General features: G+C 59.2%; 14 protein-coding genes. 2 read left to right on the plus strand and 12 right to left on the minus strand.

The genetic code is table 11. The features are described 5' to 3' along the window. From Enr8_RS09495 to Enr8_RS09510, 4 genes are all read right to left on the minus strand, one after another. Entirely contained in the window at positions 1 to 198 is a 198-nt protein-coding gene (locus Enr8_RS09495) for a hypothetical protein (RefSeq protein WP_146430808.1), read from the minus strand. 27 nt (positions 199 to 225) lie between these two features. Beyond that, on the minus strand, positions 226 to 1,329 hold the full coding sequence (locus Enr8_RS09500) for a DUF444 family protein (RefSeq protein WP_146430810.1): 1,104 nt from the start codon (positions 1,327 to 1,329) through the stop codon (positions 226 to 228). 80 nt (positions 1,330 to 1,409) lie between these two features. Continuing rightward, a complete protein-coding gene (locus Enr8_RS09505) occupies positions 1,410 to 3,452 on the minus strand; it encodes a PrkA family serine protein kinase (RefSeq protein ID WP_146430812.1) in 2,043 nt (680 codons plus the stop codon). A 653-nt stretch (positions 3,453 to 4,105) separates the two neighbouring features. Continuing rightward, entirely contained in the window at positions 4,106 to 4,498 is a 393-nt protein-coding gene (locus Enr8_RS09510; RefSeq protein ID WP_146430815.1) for a response regulator transcription factor, read from the minus strand. A 245-nt stretch (positions 4,499 to 4,743) separates the two neighbouring features. Between Enr8_RS09510 and Enr8_RS09515 the strand changes: the two genes are divergently transcribed. Next, the gene (locus Enr8_RS09515) at positions 4,744 to 5,862 is read left to right on the plus strand and encodes a Gfo/Idh/MocA family protein (RefSeq protein ID WP_146430817.1); all 1,119 of its coding nucleotides are present in this window, start codon (positions 4,744 to 4,746) and stop codon (positions 5,860 to 5,862) included. A gap of 16 nt (positions 5,863 to 5,878) precedes the next feature. Here the strand turns inward: Enr8_RS09515 and Enr8_RS09520 are convergent, their stop codons facing one another. Continuing rightward, positions 5,879 to 7,687, minus strand: coding sequence for a DUF3352 domain-containing protein (locus Enr8_RS09520; RefSeq protein ID WP_146430819.1), 1,809 nt, complete (start codon positions 7,685 to 7,687; stop codon positions 5,879 to 5,881). A 412-nt stretch (positions 7,688 to 8,099) separates the two neighbouring features. Further along, positions 8,100 to 8,495, minus strand: a complete 396-nt coding sequence (locus Enr8_RS26125; protein WP_246120019.1) for a hypothetical protein — start codon at positions 8,493 to 8,495, stop codon at positions 8,100 to 8,102. 82 nt (positions 8,496 to 8,577) lie between these two features. Between Enr8_RS26125 and Enr8_RS26600 the strand changes: the two genes are divergently transcribed. Beyond that, a complete protein-coding gene (locus Enr8_RS26600) occupies positions 8,578 to 8,721 on the plus strand; it encodes a BON domain-containing protein (RefSeq protein WP_390620170.1) in 144 nt (47 codons plus the stop codon). Between the two features lie 1,142 nt (positions 8,722 to 9,863). On the opposite strand, the gene Enr8_RS09530 is transcribed toward Enr8_RS26600, so the two are convergent. The 6 genes from Enr8_RS09530 to Enr8_RS09555 all read right to left on the minus strand — a co-directional run bounded on the left by Enr8_RS09530 (position 9,864) and on the right by Enr8_RS09555 (position 19,742). Then, positions 9,864 to 13,514 (minus strand): secretin N-terminal domain-containing protein, encoded by a 3,651-nt coding sequence (locus Enr8_RS09530; RefSeq protein ID WP_186767540.1) that lies wholly within the window; start codon positions 13,512 to 13,514, stop codon positions 9,864 to 9,866. 277 nt (positions 13,515 to 13,791) lie between these two features. Next, positions 13,792 to 14,973, minus strand: a complete 1,182-nt coding sequence (locus tag Enr8_RS09535; protein WP_146430825.1) for a putative Ig domain-containing protein — start codon at positions 14,971 to 14,973, stop codon at positions 13,792 to 13,794. Beyond that, positions 14,970 to 16,526: a type IV pilus biogenesis protein PilM gene (gene pilM, locus Enr8_RS09540; RefSeq protein WP_146430827.1), complete on the minus strand. Its 1,557-nt coding sequence runs from the start codon at positions 16,524 to 16,526 to the stop codon at positions 14,970 to 14,972. Before pilM ends, Enr8_RS09535 begins: the two co-directional genes overlap by 4 nt. Positions 16,527 to 16,543: 17 nt before the next feature. Then, complete coding sequence (locus tag Enr8_RS09545; RefSeq protein ID WP_146430829.1) at positions 16,544 to 18,262, minus strand: type II secretion system protein GspK; 1,719 nt, start codon at positions 18,260 to 18,262, stop codon at positions 16,544 to 16,546. Next, positions 18,259 to 19,242 (minus strand): prepilin-type N-terminal cleavage/methylation domain-containing protein, encoded by a 984-nt coding sequence (locus Enr8_RS09550; protein ID WP_146430831.1) that lies wholly within the window; start codon positions 19,240 to 19,242, stop codon positions 18,259 to 18,261. The genes Enr8_RS09545 and Enr8_RS09550 overlap by 4 nt, the downstream gene beginning before the upstream one ends. Further along, the gene (locus tag Enr8_RS09555; RefSeq protein WP_146430833.1) at positions 19,239 to 19,742 is read right to left on the minus strand and encodes a type IV pilus modification PilV family protein; all 504 of its coding nucleotides are present in this window, start codon (positions 19,740 to 19,742) and stop codon (positions 19,239 to 19,241) included. The genes Enr8_RS09550 and Enr8_RS09555 overlap by 4 nt, the downstream gene beginning before the upstream one ends. Between the last annotated feature and the right edge of the window lie 4 nt (positions 19,743 to 19,746).

A 19,746-nucleotide genomic window follows, 5' to 3' on the forward strand; every position in this document is an offset into this window, starting at 1 on the left:
TTAAGCTGTCGGCCAGAGATCGAGGACTTGAAAGCGACTGTCGGCCAGCTTGGAGATCACGTCCCACAAGCGAGGGAAATCGCGACACAGTTTTTCTCGCGCCATCCGAATCGCATCGACCGGCGAGTTCGACTGGACGATGACCGAAGCGTGCCCGACGCTGACCTGATATTTATGAAGCTGCGAACCGATATCCATCATGGACTCCTTGTTTGAAGAAGCGAACTACTTGCCCTTTCCGAGGAACAACTTGATCGAATCGTAGATCGCCGCGCGATCTTCAATCTCGGAAAGGATCAAGTTCTCGTGACCGCGGCCGAAATGACCGGCCAGCGAACGAATGTATTCGCCGCTGCCATAGGGACTTTCGACCTGGCCATAACAAAACAGGTTGCAGATGGGTAAAAACTTCTCTTCCAGCATTCGCATACAACGCTGGTTATCTTCGCCCCAGTTGTCTCCGTCAGAGAACTGGAAGCAGTAGATGTTCCATTGGCTCGCCGGAAAGTCGCGGTCGATGATCTCGCCCGCCGTTTTGTAAGCGGTGCTGATCCGCGTACCGCCGCTTTCCCGCGTGTGATAAAAGGTCTCTTCGTCCACCTCTTTGGCGGCTGCGTCATGAATCACGTAGCGACGCTCAACGCCGCTGTACTGGCTCTTTAGCCAAGTGTCGATCCAGAACGCTTCGGTTCGCACAATTTGCTTTTGTTCGTCGGTCATTGAGCCCGAAACGTCCATCATGTAGATGATCGCCGCGTTCGCTTCGGGCTGTTCGATCGTTGACCAGGCGCGATATCGCGTATCTTCCCGAATCGGAATGATCACCGGGTTGTCGGGCGAATACCCGCCCGAGGCGATCTGCCGCCGCAGCGCCTTGACGAACGTCCGGCGAAAATGTCGTAGCGACTCGGGACCGCTGCTGCGGATGCTGTCGTAGCGATGCCGCTCTTGCTTCAGATTGGCGTCCCCTTTCGGCTCGATCAGCGGCAATTCCAGCTCGTCGCCAAGCATCGTCGCCAGTTCGTCGAGCGAGACTTCCACTTCCAGCAAGTGCCGCCCCGGTTCGGCGCCAGCTTCGCCGGCGCCATCGCCATCTTGTCCGCGGCCGACGGGGTCGCCGACGTCCCCTTCGCCTTGGCCGACGCCACCTTCATTCTTGCCATAGCGAAAATGAGGCACGTCGAGCGATGGAACCGGAATGCTGACGAGATCCTTCCCCTTACGGCCGATCATCTCGCCGTGGGTCACGTACTTACGGAGGTTGTTGCGAATACGTCCTCGCACAATCTCCTTGAAACGAGACGCATCACGGTCAATCTTTAACGACACGTTCAAGGCTCCTTCTCGTCAGCGATCATTGCTGACGAACCAAATAAGCGGATTCATTCGCACCTAGCCGCAGCGAAACGTTAACTCTTGACGTCGCCTCGGGCGAAGATGCTGGCGACGAAGTTCAGCACGTCGGTCGCACTTTCGTCATCGTAGCCGTAGTCGCGAATGAGCCGACCTTTCACCACATCGATCTTCTCTTGCGTATCTTGATCGATCACGTTAGAGACGAGACTGGTGAGTTTGATCGAATCCTTCTGATCCTCGAAAAGTTTCAATTGCAACGCTTTGTACAAGCGTTCGTTGGTCTTGTAGTCGAACTTCTTGCCGTCGATCGACAAGGCGCCGATGTAATTCATGATCTCGCGGCGGAAGTCGTCTTTGCGACTGTCCGGAATATCGATCTTCTCTTCGATCGACCGCATCAACCGCTCGTCCGGCTCTTCATACTGGCCGGTAAACTTGTTTTTGACCTTCTCGCGCTGCGTGTAGGCTTTGACGTTGTCGATGTAATTGGCGCAGAGCCGCTGCATCGCATCTTCGTCGGCGGCGATCGCCCGTTGAACTTCGTTCTTGACGATGTTCTCGTACTCTTCCTTCACCACCTCCAGCAATTCGCGATAATGGTCTCTCTGTTCTTCGCTGGTAATCAGCGAGTGATTCTTGAGCCCGGTCTCCAGTTCGTTGATCACCATAAACGGGTTGATCGACGTCGCGTCGGGATGGGCCACCAAAGCGTTAGAGATCTTGTCCTGCACGTAGCGCGGAGAAATGCCGAGCATCCCTTCCCGTTTCGTTTGCGACTTCAGCTCTTTGACGTTCTCTTCCGTGAAGCCGGGGAGCGACTTACCGTCGTACAGCTTCAACTTTTGCATCAGCGTCAAGTTGGCGTTCTTCGGCTCTTCCAACCGGGTCAAAATCGCCCACATCGCCGCCATCTCGATGGTATGCGGAGCGATATGTTTTCCTTTGACTCGCTCGTTGTTGTAGTCTTTCTCGTAGATCTTGATTTCGTCCGCCAGGCGGGTGACATACGGGACGTCGATTTTGACGGTACGATCGCGGAGCGCCTCCATAAACTCGTTGTTCTGCAGGCGGCGATACTCAGGCTCATTGGTATGACCGAGGATCACTTCGTCGATGTCGGTCTGGGCGAACTTCTTTGGTTTGACCTTATGTTCCTGGCTGGCGCCAAGCAGGTCGTACAGGAACGCTACGTCCAGTTTCAACACTTCGATAAACTCGACGATGCCGCGGTTGGCGACGTTGAACTCACCGTCGAAGTTGAAGGCCCTCGGATCGCTATCGGTGCCGTATTCGGCGATCTTACGATAGTTGATGTCGCCGGTCAGTTCGGTCGAGTCCTGATTCTTTTCGTCTTTCGGTTGGAAGGTGCCGATGCCAACCCTATCTTGCTCACTGAGCAAGATGCGACGTACGCGGACGTCTTTGATGACGCTGCCCCAATCGCCCCCTTTTTGATGCATCGCTTCGTTGAACATGAAGCGGCAGAAGGGGCAGAGGTCGCCGGAGATCTTGACCGGGTAGCGGAGGTGCGGCGATTCAGAATTGAACCTATCCGCAACTTCCGCTCTGTGAGCGTCGGGAATCAGGTGCAGCGGCTCTTCGTTCATCGGGCACCAATGAACGTTGTCGTCGCCGGGTACGACCCAGCCCAGCGAGTAGAGGGCGCCTTCGTCTTTCGTCGAATAGCGCTCCAGCCCTTTCTTCAGCAGCCGGGCCATGGTGCTCTTGCTGCTGCCGACCGGGCCATGCAACAACAGCACGCGTTTTTCGATACCGTATCCGTTAGCCGCACTCTTGAGCGCGTTGACCAATTGGATCTGGGCGTCCCTAAGCCCGAAGATCGCGTCGCGACCTCCATCGACTGGGTCGTCAAAGAACTTGTAATGCGTACGGACTTCCCGCGACTCCTCGTACTGCTCGACACCGTAACCCATGATCATGTCGTAGCAGCGCTGGAACGCGTTGCGAACGATCAGCGGGCTTTCCGCGACCAGGTCAAGGTATTCCAGAAAGCTTCCATGCCAGTTCTTCTTGCGGAACTGTTCTAGATTCTGACGCTCCGTCAACAGAGCGACGATGTCTGAGCCCTTCGCCATCCGAATATCACCCTCCTTCTCCCACGGCAGCCAAGCTGCTTCCTTTCGTCGAAACGAAAGATGCGTCGATCGGCGCATGAGCCGACTGGGGCGGAGAATTGTTTTGATGCGACGTCGACTAAGGCGCCAACGTCTAATGCGATGAACCAGGGAGGCGGTCGAACCACGTCCTGCTCGCTAAATCCGAGCGATCCTTTATCTTTCTGCGCACGCGCATGCACATTCCCAAAGGAGAGGTTGAAGCACACGGCGCGCAGAGATTTAAAAAGATCGCGACGAAAGAAGCGAGAGTTAATCGAGGAACGGAAACCTCGTTATCCAGACGCATTTACCACCACGAGTCGGATAACGTTTAACCCTCATTTGCAAGTATCGGTAGAGTGCCGATGCGTAGCAATAGAAAGTTTTACGGTTTACGCCGACGGCTCGCATTGTGAAAAATGGAACGAATCGGGAAGCTGTTGAATCGCAATGGTTTTCGTACAATTCGCGCGCAGAAAACCCGCTCGGCAAATTTTTTGAAATTGCGAGAATTGAGCAGGAGTTTTGCCGCGGGACTGTTCCCAGCTCGGCGTAGATTGCCAAACCGGCGCGAAGATAGGCAGGAACCAAGCGTCCCTGAGAGTTCCATTTTTGCCGTCGTTAGCGACGACCTACTGGTCCAGAAGGTTGGCCACGCTATCGAGCAGCCGATCCATTGGGAACGGCTTGCGGATGTAGTCGTCGACCCCCAGCATCTCGGCGTAGGCCTTGTGCCGGCTTCCCTCGTTGGCGGTCACCATGATCACCCGAATCGGCACCGGGCGGGTCTGACGCAGCTTTTCCAGAACGAGAAAACCGCTCCGTTTCGGCATCATCATGTCGAGAATCACAAGATCGGGATCTTCGCGCTCGACCAGCGCCAAACCTTGATTGCCATCGCGGGCAACGAGCGTCTCATAGCCGCGTGCCTCGAGCGCATAGCGGAGGGTCTCGACGATTTCGGCATCATCGTCGACCAACAGAATCCGCTTCCTGTCCGTTTCTTTGGTCGTGTCTTCGCTCATGCGGTATGTCGCCCTACGTCCGATGAATTTGCGTCCGGTGGGTTGCCGAGTGCAAGCAGCTTGTGCGTAATTCTCCAGTACTACCTGATTTACGTCCCAGATGCAACATCCCCACGCGCCCTGGGAATTGCTTCTCAGCCGGTGGCGCCTATCGTTATAGTCATCCAATTGGGCCCCAAAATGCGAGCGGCCTGACGCGATTTTCGATTACTTTTTTCCTTGCACCCAGGAAGGTTTGATCCGACGTGACTGCGGAAAAAATACGAAAAACAGTTCCCCCGCCTGGCGCCCTCGAGCTAGTCCCCGCGCCCGAGCTTCCGTACCGCCCACAGGACCCCCAAAACTACGCCCCGGGAATCGGCCTGATCGGCTGCGGCGGAATCACCAAAGAGCATCTCACCGCCTACAAGGCGGCCGGCTATCGGGTTGTCGCGCTGTGCGACATCAATCGCGAGAACGCCGAGCGTCGCCGGGACGAGTTTTACCCCAATGCCGACGTCTACCACGACGCCGCCGACCTTTTGAAGCGGGACGATATCGAGGTGGTCGACATTACGACTCACCCGGCGGTCCGCCCACCGCTGATTAAAGCGGCCCTGTTGGCCGGCAAGCATGTGCTGAGCCAAAAGCCGTTCGTCCTCGATCTGGACGAAGGAGAGCGGCTCGTCGCACTGGCCCAAGACTGCGGTCGCGAGCTGGCCGTCAATCAGAACGGCCGCTGGGCGCCTCATTTCAGCTATGCCCGCCAGGCGGTCCGCCAAGGTTTGCTTGGCGACATTAACGGCGTCCACATGTCGGTTCATTGGGACCATCGCTGGACCGAGGGAACGCCGTTCGCCAAGATCAAGCATCTGATCCTGTACGACTACGCGATCCACTGGTTCGACATGATCCAATGCCTGCTGCGCGATCAGACGCCGCTGCGAGTCTTCGCATCGACGACCCGCACCAAAACGCAGACGATGATGCCGCCGCTGGGCGCCCAAGTGGCGATCGAATTTGATCACACTCAAGCGTCGCTATCATTTGACGCGGCGACGATGTTTGGCCGCCAAGATCGGACCTATATCGCCGGCGACCAGGGAAGCCTTTACAGCCTGGGGCCGAACGAAAAAGAACAGACGGTGACGCTCTACAACGCCGACGGCGTCAGCCAACCCGAGTTGACCGGCAGTTGGTTCCCGGACGGATTTCACGGCTCAATGGGAGAGCTATTGCGGGCGATCGAAGAAAAACGGCGGCCGATTCACTCGGCCGCCGACAATCTGGCGAGTCTGTCGCTTTGCTTCGCCGCGATCCACAGCGCCGAAACTCACCAGGTGGTCATCCCTGGCGAGATCCGGCGGTTGCCGATCGACGACTAGCGGCGATGCGCCCGGTCTACAAGCCTTCCGCTCGTTTCAGCTGGAAGGCGATGTAGTGAATTCCGGTCTCGTCGTTGATCCAGATGCCGCCGCCGGGCGCTATGTACTTCGAGAGTACGCCGAACGGCGGTAGCGGGTTGGCCTCGAGCTGCGTCTTCAGGTTCCCCAGGAACGGATTCTCTTCCGAAAGCTCGCCCAGGAACTCCCTGGTCGAATCGGCCTCGGCCAGTTCGTACCACATCCGCAGCGTTTGCTCCGGCTTGCTAAAGCTGATCGCGCTGATGTTGCGTTCGCCCGCTTGTCGCTGCAACTTGCTGAGCATCAGCTTGTAGCTAAGGTCGTCCGACAGCCGACGTTCGCCGGTCGCCTGAGTGCGGATCGCCTGCTCGATCAAACTGGGGCGATCCGCGACGAAGATGTATTCGCCCATCACGCCGAAGGTCGGTTCGGGACGCATCCGCCGGGCGCGCTCGATCCGGCGACGACGGGCTTCGTCCATGTCGTCAGGCAGCGGGCGATCGGGGGGAATGAAGGTCCAATAAGTCGCTGCACCGGCGTCGTGCCGCTCGACCGTCAGCCCCAGGTCCCCTTCAAAGAAGTTGGCGACGATCGCTTCCATCGTCTGGCGAGCCGCCGCCGAGTCGCGCACCTTCGCCGCCACCATCATCCCCTGACTGTTGATCCGGGCGGGCGGCTCGTACCACCGCATCAGCGTAAAGCGACCATCAAGGTTGTCGACGATTTCAGCCTTAAAGTCGATCTTCAGTTGGTTGTTGATCCGGCGGTCGATATCTTCGGCCAGTTTGCCTTCGCCCCGAATGCTGTCGTACAAGGTTTCGAGGGCGTTGTACGTCTTGTCGACGTCCCAGTTGACCGTCATATAGCTGGTCACATCGGCCGGCACCCACATCTCGGGCGTCGTTTCGGCATTTTGCGGCGCGATCATCGCCAGCACGCCGGTGCGGGGACGCTCGAGCATCACGTGCAGATGCGAGACCGAATCGAAGTCTTCGGTCGCCATCACATGACTGCCGCCGACCGCTTTGACTCCGTCCAGCCCCAACACCGGCAAAAAGGCGAGCATATAGCCCGATCCGCGTCCGCCGGCAGCCGCTTCCCGCATCGTTTCGATCGGATCAACAAACCAGACCAGTTGCGGCGGCTCGTCTCTGGCGCCGCGTGAGTTCGCCATGATCGTGACGAACTTCTGGTTCTGCGACAGCGGATTGTCGCGCTGCCCGCTCCAGTTTTCGATCACATCTTCGAGCGCCTCGGTGCTGTTCGAGAGAAGGAGCGTTTCGTCCTGTTCACAATAGACGAGCGGTCCGTTGCGGCCGTCGATGATGTTCAGCTTCGTCCCTTTGAAAGTCTGCGAGTCGAGCGCGGCGCCATCGCCGGTCGCTAACTCTTCCAGCGTCTCCATCGCCTTGCGGGCGGCGGTCGGGTTATCTCCTAGATCGATAAACAGTACGAAAGCCAGCGGACCGCTCTCCTGCGGCATCAGGGCGAAGGCGACTTCTCCCTGTGGAATCGAGAGGACCTCGTCCAGGCTGATGCCGACCTGGTCTTCGAGCTGAGCGACGGAGTCAGTCACCGCGGCCCAGACGCTGGCGACGAAAGGCTGCATCTGGGGGTCGCTCATCATCTTGCCGATGGAGGTCTCGCCAAACTTCTCGCGGATCTCGTGGATGTTCGACAGGCGCCCGTAAACGACCGTGGCGTCGGGCAAAATGTCAGAAGCGGCCGGCCGAGCCGCGAAAACCGTCGAGGCGCCGGAAATCAGCCATCCGGCGCAAATGACGGAGCAAGCCAGCAAGAAACGCATGTCAGAACGCCTTGTTACGAATTTTGGGGACAAGGAGCGGCGCCAAACCACCGCTTTGGAGTTACGTAAACAACTACTTCGCTCGCAGCGGCAAAGTTTCGAAGGTCGCCGATGCGAAAAAATCGGGATGGCGCCGATTTTGGGGGTCGCGGCGGAGAATCGCCTCGGCTCGAAATCTCGTGGCTGGCCTGGCTAGCTGGTCGATGATGGAAAATGGTACGATCCGCGGGCATTTTTCCCGCCTACACTGGGCGAAAAACATTGCCTGATCGGCCAATTTTCGCGACAATGCGCTAGTGAACTGCGCGGTTCAACTACTGGAGCTTGCTGAAATGCGTTGGAAAATTTTGACGGCTACCCTTCCGGCCGTCGCTTTGCTCACCTTTGTCGGTGTCGCTCATGGCCAGATCTCTCAGCCGACCAGCAATTTTGGCACTGGTAATAGCAACAGCAACATTGGCAACTCCATCACGCCGTCCGCCTCGGCGTTCTCCAACGCCACCCAAGTGACCCCGCAGTCGCTGACCAGCGGCACATCGGGGGGGACCACCGGCAGCGGTCTAGAAAGCGGAACCGGCGGAACGTCGACCGGCGCGGTCAACTCGGCAGCCCAGCAGATGCAGCAAAATAACGCCGTCAACCCGTTTGGCGCGTCAGCGACCGGTGGAGCCGCGTCGTCGACCAATCGCAACTCGGCGATGAACCAGTTTGCCCGCGGCATGAGTTCGATGTTCGGCAACCAGGCGTTTGGGCAAAACTTCGGCAACACCGGCGAACAAAAGCAGATCCCGACCAAGATGGTCGTCAAGTTCCGTCACCCGACGATCAACTCGGCCGTAGTCGGCCGCTCGCTTCGGCGTTCGCTGCCATGGCCTAACGTATCGGTTGCGATGGATGGCTCTGTGGCCACGTTGACTGGTTCGGTTGAATCTGAGGACCTGAAAACTGTGGCGGAACGGTTTGTGAAGATGGAGCCAGGGGTTGCGGAGGTAAAGAATGAGTTGCAGGTTGAACCGCAACCTCTTCGCCAGTAGACCGACGCCCGGTCGCTAGATACTCGCTGAACTCCGCCGAGTTGTGAAAGTCGGGGCGAAAGTTCCGGATGTTCACGCCGGCATGCATTCCGCCGGCGCCTTCTCGCTGCCATGGCTGGTACGTCTGACCCGCCGCCGCTTGCGGCTGCCGCGGATCACGATACTGCGGCGGGACCGGCTGTTGCTGGTATTGAACCGGAGCCGCCGGATAAGCCGCGGCGCCTTGCTGCTGATACTGAGCGGCGCCTTGCTGGTAAAAGCTGCGCGGCTGGTACCGATTGAAGGTCTGCACCGGCGGCGGAGTTGGCACAGCCGGCTGGGTGATCGGCTTGCGGTTGATGCCGCTGGTATCGCCCTGCATCATGAGCCGTTGCTCGAGCATCGAGGGAACCGGAATCGTCGTCGTCCGCAGGTGCTCGCGATTGAGCGTCGGCTGCGGCGCCATCGGCTGCTGTTGCATCGGTTGTTGCCCAGGCGGCACGTACGATGCGGGCTGCGTGGCGTAGTTGATCATCACCGGGCCTGACGGCACTTGTTCCGCCGGCTGCGTCTCTTCTTCGCCGCTGACATGTCCCAGCAAGATCGTACGGCTCTGCTCACCGGAAACTAGCGAGCCCCCCTCAGCTTGGAAGAACGGCGCCAGCGTGATGCAGCATTGTTCTCCTCCCATGGCGTCCCAAGGAATCCAGAAGCTATACGAGTGGCCGATCTTCGACGCGCTGTAGTGACTCTGCAAATCGCATTCATCAAACACGAATTTGCGATCCGGTTTGTTGGTGCGACTCACCTGCTGGGCGTCGTCATCATAGGCGTAGACGGTAAATGTACCGCGAACGCGAATCGGTTTTTGGGTCGCATCATAGAAATAAACGCGGCCGCCAAAGCCGCGGGTTGGACGCCCGCCGCTCGGCACCATTACCTGATCTTTCCAGATGGCGACCAGCTTGGCCGGTTCGCCATATTCCTCTTCGTCCTTGTCTTGCCAAGGCATCCGCGGTGCGCGACGCGTGATCGTGTTGCACCCGACGCCAATCGTCAGAATCAAAAGCCCGAGAATCGCGCCGCGTCTTGAAGCTTGGAACATCCTTGTCCCTTTCCGTCGTTGTCGTTGTATCTGCCTGAAAACCGCCGCCGCACCACTTCTACCGGCCAACTGCCGGCAGGCGAATCATTTGCGGACGTTGCGGATACGACATGCCGTTGTACGCGGCTGGCGCTACTCCAAAGTTGCTGGCCGGTTGCAGCGACGCCGGCGTCAATTGCGGCGCCCCGTTCGGATTGGCCGAGTTGTTGTAAACGGCCGGCTGCATATCGGGCGAGTGGTTCATGCTCGCCCCCGTCGATTGCATTCCGGCCGGGATCATCACGCCGGATCCAACCGGCTGCGTCGCAGGAGCCGGAATCATCTCGGGGCCCGGCATGATCAACTGGGTTTCGCCGGTCGGATTCGAGTCAGGGCGAATCTCGATGATTTCCCCTTCCGGAATCGAGTGATCGACGCCGTACAACGCCTCGGCCCCATAGATGTCGGCGACATCGGCCAGGCACCAGCTCATGCGGCCCATCTCTTGTTCGCGGAGACGTTCGACATCTTGATCCGAATCAACGACCGTCGGGGTCAAGATGATCATCAGTTCGCTACGGTCGCCGTCAAAGCTGTCGTAGCGGAACAGCGTACCGACCACCGGAATGTCGCCCAGGATCGGAACGCGTCGCGATACCACGGTCGTTCGTTTCTGAATGAGCCCACCCAGGACGATCGTCTGGCCCGAGCGAGCGCTGACCGTAGTCGTCGCCGTCTGGGTGTCGATCCGCGGAGCGCGAATGACGTCGCCGTTCTGGTTGATCGAGATCGGAATGCCGTCCGCTTCGTTGCCGACTTCCGAACGTTCGGCCTGGACGTACATCACAACCATGCCGTCGGGGCTGATGCGCGGGATCACGTTCAAGATAACGCCGGTGTTTTCCAGCGTAATCGAGTTGACGGTACCTTGGTTGGTGACCTGGGTGTCGGTGATGTACGGCACGCGTTGACCAACCTGAATGAACGCCGGTTGGTTGTCCATCGTCATGACGTGCGGGCGAGCCAGCACCTCCAACCGTTGGTCTTGCTGCAGGGCGCGAATCAGGACGTTGACCGACTCGCTGGCGGCCGAGAAGACGAAACCGCCATATCCCAGGCTGGAATTGGTGCGTCCAAGTCCCAGGTCAGACAGCCCCTGCGAACCAATCGCATTGGCGGTCGCCAGGCTACCGGCCGCGGCGGAGTTGCCCAAGGCGCTGTTATTGAAATTGAAACCTGGATCAAGCGTGCCGCTAGAGACGGTGCTGCGATCGAACAACAGCGAGTCTTGTAGGCCAAACTCGAACCCAAGCTCTTCGACCTTGCCCAACTGAACGTTGGCGATGAGCACCTGAATCGAGACCATCGGCGGCCGAGCGTCAAGCTCTTCGACGATCTTGACGATCTCTTTGAAGTACCGCGGCGTCGCCGTGATGATCAGGCTGTTGCTGAACGTTTCGGGCACCACGATCACTTCGCGAGCGACCTGCTGGAACGAACTGGTCAGCGTCGGATCGATCTGCTGCAGTTGGCTTTCGGTCTGCAGCAATTCGGTCAGCGAAGCGGCGACCAACTCGGCGTTCGAGTTCTTCAGTCTGACGACCAACATCTGACGCTGCTGGACGTCGTCTTGATCCAAGCGAAGCAAGATCGCCTCGACGATCGCCAGTTCGGCGGCCGAGCCCGACGAGATGATGCTGTTGGTGCGAGCGTCGACCGAGAAGCGAATCGGAATCAGCGAAGCGTCGCCGCCGGCGCCCACGCTGAACGGCAACTGGTTCTGGTTTTGACCACCTTGCGTACCGACGCCGAACAACGTTTCCAGCATCGTGGCCAACTGGGTGGCGTCGCCGTTAACGATCGTGAAGACTTTGATTTGCGATTCGGCCGAAGGCTGCGAATCGAGCCGTTGGATCAACGCCCCAATCAGGCCCATGCTTTCACGCGGCGCCCGGACGACCAGAGCGTTCGAGCGGGTGTCGGCCGTGATCTGAGCTTCCGTCAGGATGCCCGACTTCAGCAGTTGTCCTTCGCGGGAATCGAGCGTCATGAAGGAGAGCATCGCCGCCCGCACTTGCGCGGCGTTCGCGTTGCCCTGCTGCTGGTTGTTGGTACCGGCCGCCGGCGTGCCGCTGATCGCCGACTGCAAGACGGCAGCCAGATCTTCGGCCAATGAATTCCGTAGTTCAAAGACCTTCAGCTCCAGCGTCGATTCGGCCGCCGGAACGTCGATCTGACGGATCATGTATTCGACTTCCGCCATGTCGCGGGGGCCCGCCTGCACGATCAAAGCGTTACTGCGATAGTCGGCGGTCGAGCGAACTCGGGGGTTCTGGTTGACCGGATCAGCATAGAACTCGGTCACGCGGGTTTGCGCGTCGGCCGATGAGATGTAACTCAGCTGAAAGACCTTCAGCAGACGCTCTGGGCTGGTCGGCTGATCCAGCTTGTCGATCAGTTCCAGGATGCCGTCGACGCTCTGCTGGCGTCCGATCAACAGAATGGCGTTGGGACGACCCAGCGGCGTGATGCTGACTTCGCCGTAGCGGGTTTGCAGCAGGTCTTCGTACAGCTGCTGGATGGTTGCGGCGACCGCCTCGCTGTTGGCGTGCAGCAGTTCGCGAACTTCGATGACCGGCTGCGTTTCGGCGCTCAGTCGTTCGATGTCGTTGATGATGCGGGTGATTCGCTCGACGTCGCGACGATGACCTTTGACGACAATCACGTCCAGGCCTTCGAGGAACTCGATCTGAACCGGGCCAATCAAGCCGGCGTCATCGCCAGGGCCCAGCGTCACTTCGTCTTCGACCACCGGCTGATCGACGGGCTGCGCGTCAGCGCCGGGCGCGGCGTCCTCAGCAGCGGCGCCGTCTTGCTCTTCACCCGGCTGGAAGATCATCGCCGCCATGTCGCCGCTCCAGCGCATCTTTTGCTGTCCGGCGACCTGCTTGAGAGCTTCGAAGATTTGTTTCTTCGTCGATTCGGTATCGCTTTCGGTCAACGGCGCCAAGGCTTCGGCCACATCGGCTCGGCGGGCGTTACGAAGCGAGACTAGATCAGTGCGAAACTGATCGTTGCGGGGCTGAGCGTCGATGGCGTTGACCACTTGCGACCAGGCCTTTACGCCCGGTTCTTCGCCGCGAAGCACCACCATGTTGTCTTTACGGTAGACCTGCATGGCGATGTTCCTGTCGCCATTGGTCGGCAGCGTCAGCGTGGCGATGGCGCCTTCGGCGGTCAGTGCGATGGGCGGACGTTCGCCCAACAACTGAGCGGTGCGGGCTTCCAACTGCCGCCAATCGGACTGGTTGAGCTTCACCTCAACTTCGATCTGACCGTTGCCCAGCGAGCGGGTCACCGGCCGACGAACCGTTTGGGCTGCAGCCGCAGGTCGAACCATCGCCGGTTTGACGACCCCTTGGCGGAGATAGCCGGATCGCTGCAGGAAGGCCTCGACTTGGCCCTGCACTTCCGGCGTCGCGGCGACGACCAGCGTGCCTCCCTTGGCGTCGGAAGTGAACGTGGCCCCTTGTTGCTGGGCGTATAGCTGCCGGAAAACCTCGAGCAGGTTTTGCAGTCGATCGGGATCGACCGAATAACTGCGAATCTCTCGCGAGCTTGCTGACGCTCGAACCTGAGCACGAGCAGGTAGAACCGAGCTAGCGGTCCAGGTCGCCATCAACAGCGCGACGATAAGAGATTTTTTCTGCCCCAAAATGCATCTAAGCATCAGTAAACCCTTCTTCGGACTGGACGCCCTATTCGACGAAGCGACCGCGCACTTTGACTTTTTGGTTTGATCGGAATGTGACCACCAATCGCTACAAGCATTCCTGCCCGGAAAAGCGCCACAGCTTGCCACGCGTGAGAAGATGTAACGTCTCGGTAAGGAGAGTAGCGCCATCGCTGTCGCGTCGACGCTAGCACTGCGCGAAGGGCATAGAAAAAGCACGCCCCCAGAAGAGGCGCGCTTGTGTGGCGTGCGTCGAAAATGAGCAGCGTTGAAGCTACAGCGCCTCGCTTCCCCGAGCTTCGCTCAAGGGCTGACCGATTCGCAATTGGACCGTTTCGCCGCCGATCTCAATTTCGATATATTTGTCGCCGACCGAAACGATCTTTCCCTTCAGCTGCCCGATCTCGAACTTCTCGCCCGGCTTCAGCCGGAGCATCTTGTTCTTGGTCCGCAGACTAACCCACGCTTCCGGCTGTTCGCCCGAAACAATCGTGGCGGTCAGGAAGGCGTGCTGGGCGTCGTCAAACGAAGGCTTCGGTTCGGGACGCGTCTCGGGCGGCTTCGGCTCGACGACGGCGATCGTAAACTCCTTGGTATCCATCACGCTCGGCTGGCGATCATCATGGACCATCACGTTGAACTTGTACTGGCCAAGTTCCTCCGGTTTCCATAGCAGCGTACCGCGATCGCTTAGCTTCAAGCCTTCCGGCGCCCCTTCTCCCAATTTGAAAGAAAGGAGATCTTTCTTGTCCGGATCTTCCGCTTTGACGGCGTAGCTAAACGTCTTCCCCATTTCGGCGGTGTGCTTGGTGGTCGAGACGAGTCGCGGCGGCTTGTTGCCAGGGCGAAAGAAGTCGCGGGCCAGGATCACTTCCTGGTAGTCCTTCAGATTGCCATGCTGCAGCGAATCATGTCGTTGCTTTTTCGGGTCGACCAGATTGGCGACGTCCTTGATGCCGACCACTTCGACCGTCAGCGCCACTTCCAGGTTTTCCGATTCCTGGATCGGACGCAGCACAATCGACTTGATCTTGTGCAGCACGTCAAACGCATAAAATTCATAGCAGAATTGCGTCACCCGCGCCAGCGGCGCTTTCGCGCGAATGCTGAACGCGTACTCGGCATGCATGCCCACCTTCTTGCCGCTGACCGGCTTGATCACCACATCCTCAAACCCCGCTTCGGCCACCTTCTCATGCAGCCAGCTGGAGTAGAGCGATTGGGCGGCGCGGTAATCTTCCGGCAAACAATGCTCTTGGTACGTGGCGAGTCGCTGGGCGGCGAAGATCGCCTGGATCTCGGTATACTCTTCGCGGTCGATCTGCTGTTTGAGCGAGTCGAGCTGTTTCGCTCGTTGGTCATAGGCGGATGCATAACGGCTGTAGCCGAAATAGAGCACGCCCAAAACGACCAGCATGCCGACGACGCCGACCAAAACTTTTTCGCGTTGGCTCATGATTGGGCCTCCTCTTCGGCAGCTGGCTCAGCCGTCGGCTCGGTATTTACCGGTTCGGTCTTGGCAGGCTCCTTCTCTTCCGCCGTTTCGGACGCAGGCTCGGCTTTCCCTGGCTGCGGTTCTTCCGGCTCATCCGTAAAGGGATTGCTGGTCGGCTTGGCGACGGTAATCCGCTCTTGGAAATTCCAGGCGTAGCCGGAGACTTCCGACTGCTTACTGCCGAGATTGCTCACCTCGTGCGTCTCGTCCCGCAGAGCGTTTTCCAGCTTCTTGATTCCACTATCGTCGGCGACGTAGCCGTCGAGCATGATCACGCCGCCGGCTGCTTGCGTCGCGTCCATCTGCATCCGCGACAGAATCGTCGCTTCGGCCGGGGGCATGGTGTTGGCCATCCAGTAGGCTTGGTCCAACCACTGAATACTGGAGTCGAGCCAGCGATCGATCTTCTCGACGTCGTTTTGCTGCAAGACCGCTTCCTTGTTCGAAGCTTTCAGCTTGGCGAGCTTCTCCTGCGCCTCTTTGATTTGACCATCCAGCGAACCGAGCCGCATCCAGATGACGCCGATCACCAAGGCGGCGATCACCGCGGCGGCGGTTCCATAGGTGACGTACATCCGCCGCTTGCTGGGCGGGGCCGGGCGTTTCCGCGGATTTCGCAGGTCGAGCGAGTGAGCCGAGGGCGAAGATTGATCGGCCAACAGGCCCAACAGCCCCGCATAGCGACCACGGTGAACCAGCTTGTCGGCGCCCGAGTACTTGACTGCTGGGCTGGCGAACGGATCGTACAGATCGGCCGGCAGTCCTAAGGTCGCGGCGAGCGACGCCTTCATCGGCGACAGCTCTTCCTGCCCCAACAACAGGATTTTCTCGACGGCATGCGCCCCTAGCTGGTTGCGCGCCGCGATCAGCGTTCGGCGGGCTTCCAACTGCAGCGCCTTTTGACGCTCTTCCGAACCTTCCTCGCCAGGCAAGCGAGTCGAGCGAGAAAAGACGACGGCGCCGTCGGCGATGATGGTCAGTTCGATATCGTCGGAGCTTGATTCAACGACCATCGCCACGGTCGACGCATGTTCCGGATCGCGGGCAATCAACGACGCGGCGGCCAGCGGGCGAACGCCGACTTGTTCGACGGTCAGCGCGGCGCTGGCACAGGGCGTCTCGACGCTCTTCAAACCTTTGCCGGAGATGCCTGCCGCCAACACGGTCGACTGACCGACGGCGTTTTCTTCAATCGGCGTGTAGTCGAGCAGCCAGTCGTCGGTCAGCGCCGTGAACTCGCGCATCGCGGCGAAGCGAACCATATCGGGCAGCTCTTCCGCCGGCGCCGGCGGCAACGTGAGGACATGCAATTCGACATTGCTGCGCGACAGCGTCACGCTGACCGGTCCGCCGGCGACGCCGCGGTCGGCAAGCGCCGTGCGGATCGATTCGGCCAGGTCGCTGGTCCGGGGGGCGGCAAACGCAGCGTCGACCGTCAAGCCGCCGATGCGCGAGCGCGCAACGACGACGCGGATCTCGCTGCCGTCCCATTCAATTCCAATCATTTTCGCCATAAGGCGTACGCTCCGAGTTAGTTGGCGGCGCCGGAATAACCGAGCCCGATACCTAGCACTTCTAAGGGATGCCCGCGCCCGAGATGGCTGATATCTCTCCACAATAATAGGCGCGGCTGGGGCTGAGTAGCGTCAATTACGGCCTCATGCCGGCTAAATGCGAGTCCACCTTCGTAATAACCGACAATCTGCGCGCGATGGACGTCGCCCCCGGCGTTGATCAGCGGAAATAGCGTCTTCATTTCGTCGAGCGTCACCAGGCCTTCCACCCAAATCCAGGTTTCGTAGGCCCTAAGTGGGTTATCCTCGTCGGCATTGGGGAGCCTAGCCTCGATGATCGCATTGGCCGCTTCTTCGGTCATGCCGGGGATGGCGACCAAAATCTCGCGCGGCGCCTGATTGATGTTGATCCGACCCGGAATGATCGGCGACTGGTTGACCGTCAGCAGTTCCATAAAGTCGGGCATCCAATCGGCCGCGTTGAACGCCGTGAATGGCGACTTCATGATCTGCGTCTGACCATTTCCGCCGCCATTCTGATTGCCGCCTTGCGAAATCGAAACTTCGGCGTCGATCAGATCGAGCGCGCTTGCGAACGTTCCCTGCGGGTCTTGGCTGAAGTCGAACTGCGCAGTCGTTACGGTCCGCTGGTTGGTCGCATTGGCGGACGAGCTGCTCGGCCCGTACATTCGATAAGCGACGATAAAGTCGGACCACTCCTGGGGCAACACTTCCTGCAGCCGGCCGTAGAGCGCCTCGACATCTTCGTCATTGATGAAGATCTTTTCGGTACCATCGTCGCCGTAGTTCTTCTCCATGCTGTAAAGCGTCAGGTACGACGACCATCCGCGCTCCGGCACTTCGTCCAGCATCTGCTGCTCCATCCGATCGTCGGTGGCCGAGAAGGTCTGCTCTTGCGGATCAATCACCCCGTTGCGGTTTTCATCGCGACCAAACAACAGCTGCGGCGTGACGCCGCGCACTAAGAGAAGCTCTTCGACCGTTTCCAGCGGACCATTCTTGGGAGCGTACGGAGGATCTAGGCCCGAGTAATAGTCGATCTCGGCGCCATACTCACGCGGCTCGTCATCCTCGTCCAGATAATCGAGAATGGCGTCGGCGATCTCTTCGGTCATGCCAGGCAAGCCCATCAAGAGCTGTCGCCCGGTACTGCCGGAGGTGAGCGTCTCGTCGCTCGCCAGTCCACTCAAGCCAGAGCTGGAACCGCCCAGCGCTGCCGAGGCCGCCGAAGCGCCATCTTCGCCCGACAATCCTGCCGAACTGGCGACGCCGGCGGCACTGCTCGCTTGTTCGTCCAGCATCAACAGGGCGTTCAGATTCAACCGGGCCGATTCATCTTCCAAGCCATAGCGAATTCCGTTCAAGTAGCCATCCACGTCGACCAGCGGCGCGAGCACCGTAAACCGCCCCCGCTGCCGATCGTCTTCTTCGTCGTCGATAACCAGTTGCCCTTGGAAGAGGGCCGGGTTGTCATAGATGCCCCCCTGTTCGATCATCCCTTCCGGACCAAGGGCTAAGAACGATTCGAGAAACGACTCGCCCGACTCGGCCAACGCTCGGGCTTGAATCTGCCGCCCGGTTAGATGAACGGCGTGACTTTCGACCTGCATCAACTCGGTAAACGCGTACGCGCCGAGCGACAGCATCATCACCACGACCAGCACCACAATCAGCACGGCGCCGCGGCGGGCTTTTTGAGTTTGCGTACGACTCATAGTCCCGACTCCATGCTCGAGTCGGTTTCGGTCAGCGCCTCTTCTTCGGCATACGGATCAATTGGTACAGCGATCGGGATCCGGATCAAGCGGCGATAGACCATGTCTCCCTCAGCAACGCCCACCACAAACGGGTCGTCGCTTTGCTGCGCGCTGGCTCGGTCGTCGGCCGAACGAATCGCCAACACAATATCGACCGCCAAAGGCAAGCCTTCCATCGCGGCCGAGTCCCATTCTTCGTACCACTCGTAACCATCGAAATAGCGGAAGTTGAGATAGCTGACTTCCGGCGCCACGATCTCGCCGCTGGCGTCGAGTTGTTTGGTGTCGCCGTTCTCCATCGCCCACTGCGTTACCGAACGGTCGAGCACGCGGCGGACCAATCCGGTTTGCTCGGCGGTGCGATCTGCCGGATCGCCGACCACCCCTTGATACGCGGTTCCCGGGATCAACAGATAGTAGGTGACGGTTTTGACGTCGCTTGGCTTGTCGGCGATCGCCAGCGAACGAAAACCGACAAATTCGGGATCGTACTCATCGACTCGCGGCAAGCGACTCATGTCGAACTGCAGTTCGGTCGCATTGCCGTACAGACCGATCTGCATGGCGGGCGTCGTCGAAGCGGCTAGGTCGGTGGTGTTGGAGAGCGTCTCCGCTTCGTCCCCCATCTCGATTCCGCCGCTCAAGCCGGTCGAGTCAAGCAATTCGCTCGCCCCGGCCGTTTGATCGGCGGCAAGTTCGGCCACCGACGAGAAATCGATGTCGTTCTTCCAGATGCAGTTTCGCAGATCGTCTTCCATCAATTTCATGACGGCGCGCCCGAGCTGCGCCTCTTCGACGTTGGTTCGTCCGACGTCGACGCTTTTCGAGTACATATGAATCGCCGCGCTGACCCCCGCCATCAAAACGACGGCGATCGCCGATGCGACGATCAATTCCAGCAGCGACAACCCATGGCGATTTTGGCGAGGCGTCTTCATATTGCGCCTCCGCTGCTACTGCTGGTGGTTGAATTGGGATCGCTTGAGTCGGGCATTTCCAGCAGGTCCGCTTCCGGATCGGGAATCCAGCGAATCAACTCAAATTGATCGGCGTTGGCCAGCGAGGTCGCATTGGCGCGGCGCACGATCACTTGCACCGCCAGCAAACCTTCCATCGCCGATGGCTGCGAGTCGATTGAATAAACCCAGTCGGCCGTTCGGTTGGGGATCACGACGCTGGAGTCGGTCAGCATGTCGATCGGGATGTCACTAACCGGATCAGGCAAGCGAACGCCAACAATGATCTCGTCCATAATCGTCTGGCAGAGCATCTGCGACTCGGTTAGCCCCTCGGCCTCGCGAGCGCTGCGGAAACCGATGCTGATCAGTTGCCCCAGCACCGCCAATGAGCCGGCCAGGATCGCGAAGGCCAGGACGACCTCGATCAGGGAGAACCCGCGTGAAGTGCGATTTGGCGCCCGGGAACTCAACCTATGCATCAAA

The organism is Blastopirellula retiformator, from assembly GCF_007859755.1.
GTDB classification, from domain to species: domain Bacteria; phylum Planctomycetota; class Planctomycetia; order Pirellulales; family Pirellulaceae; genus Blastopirellula; species Blastopirellula retiformator.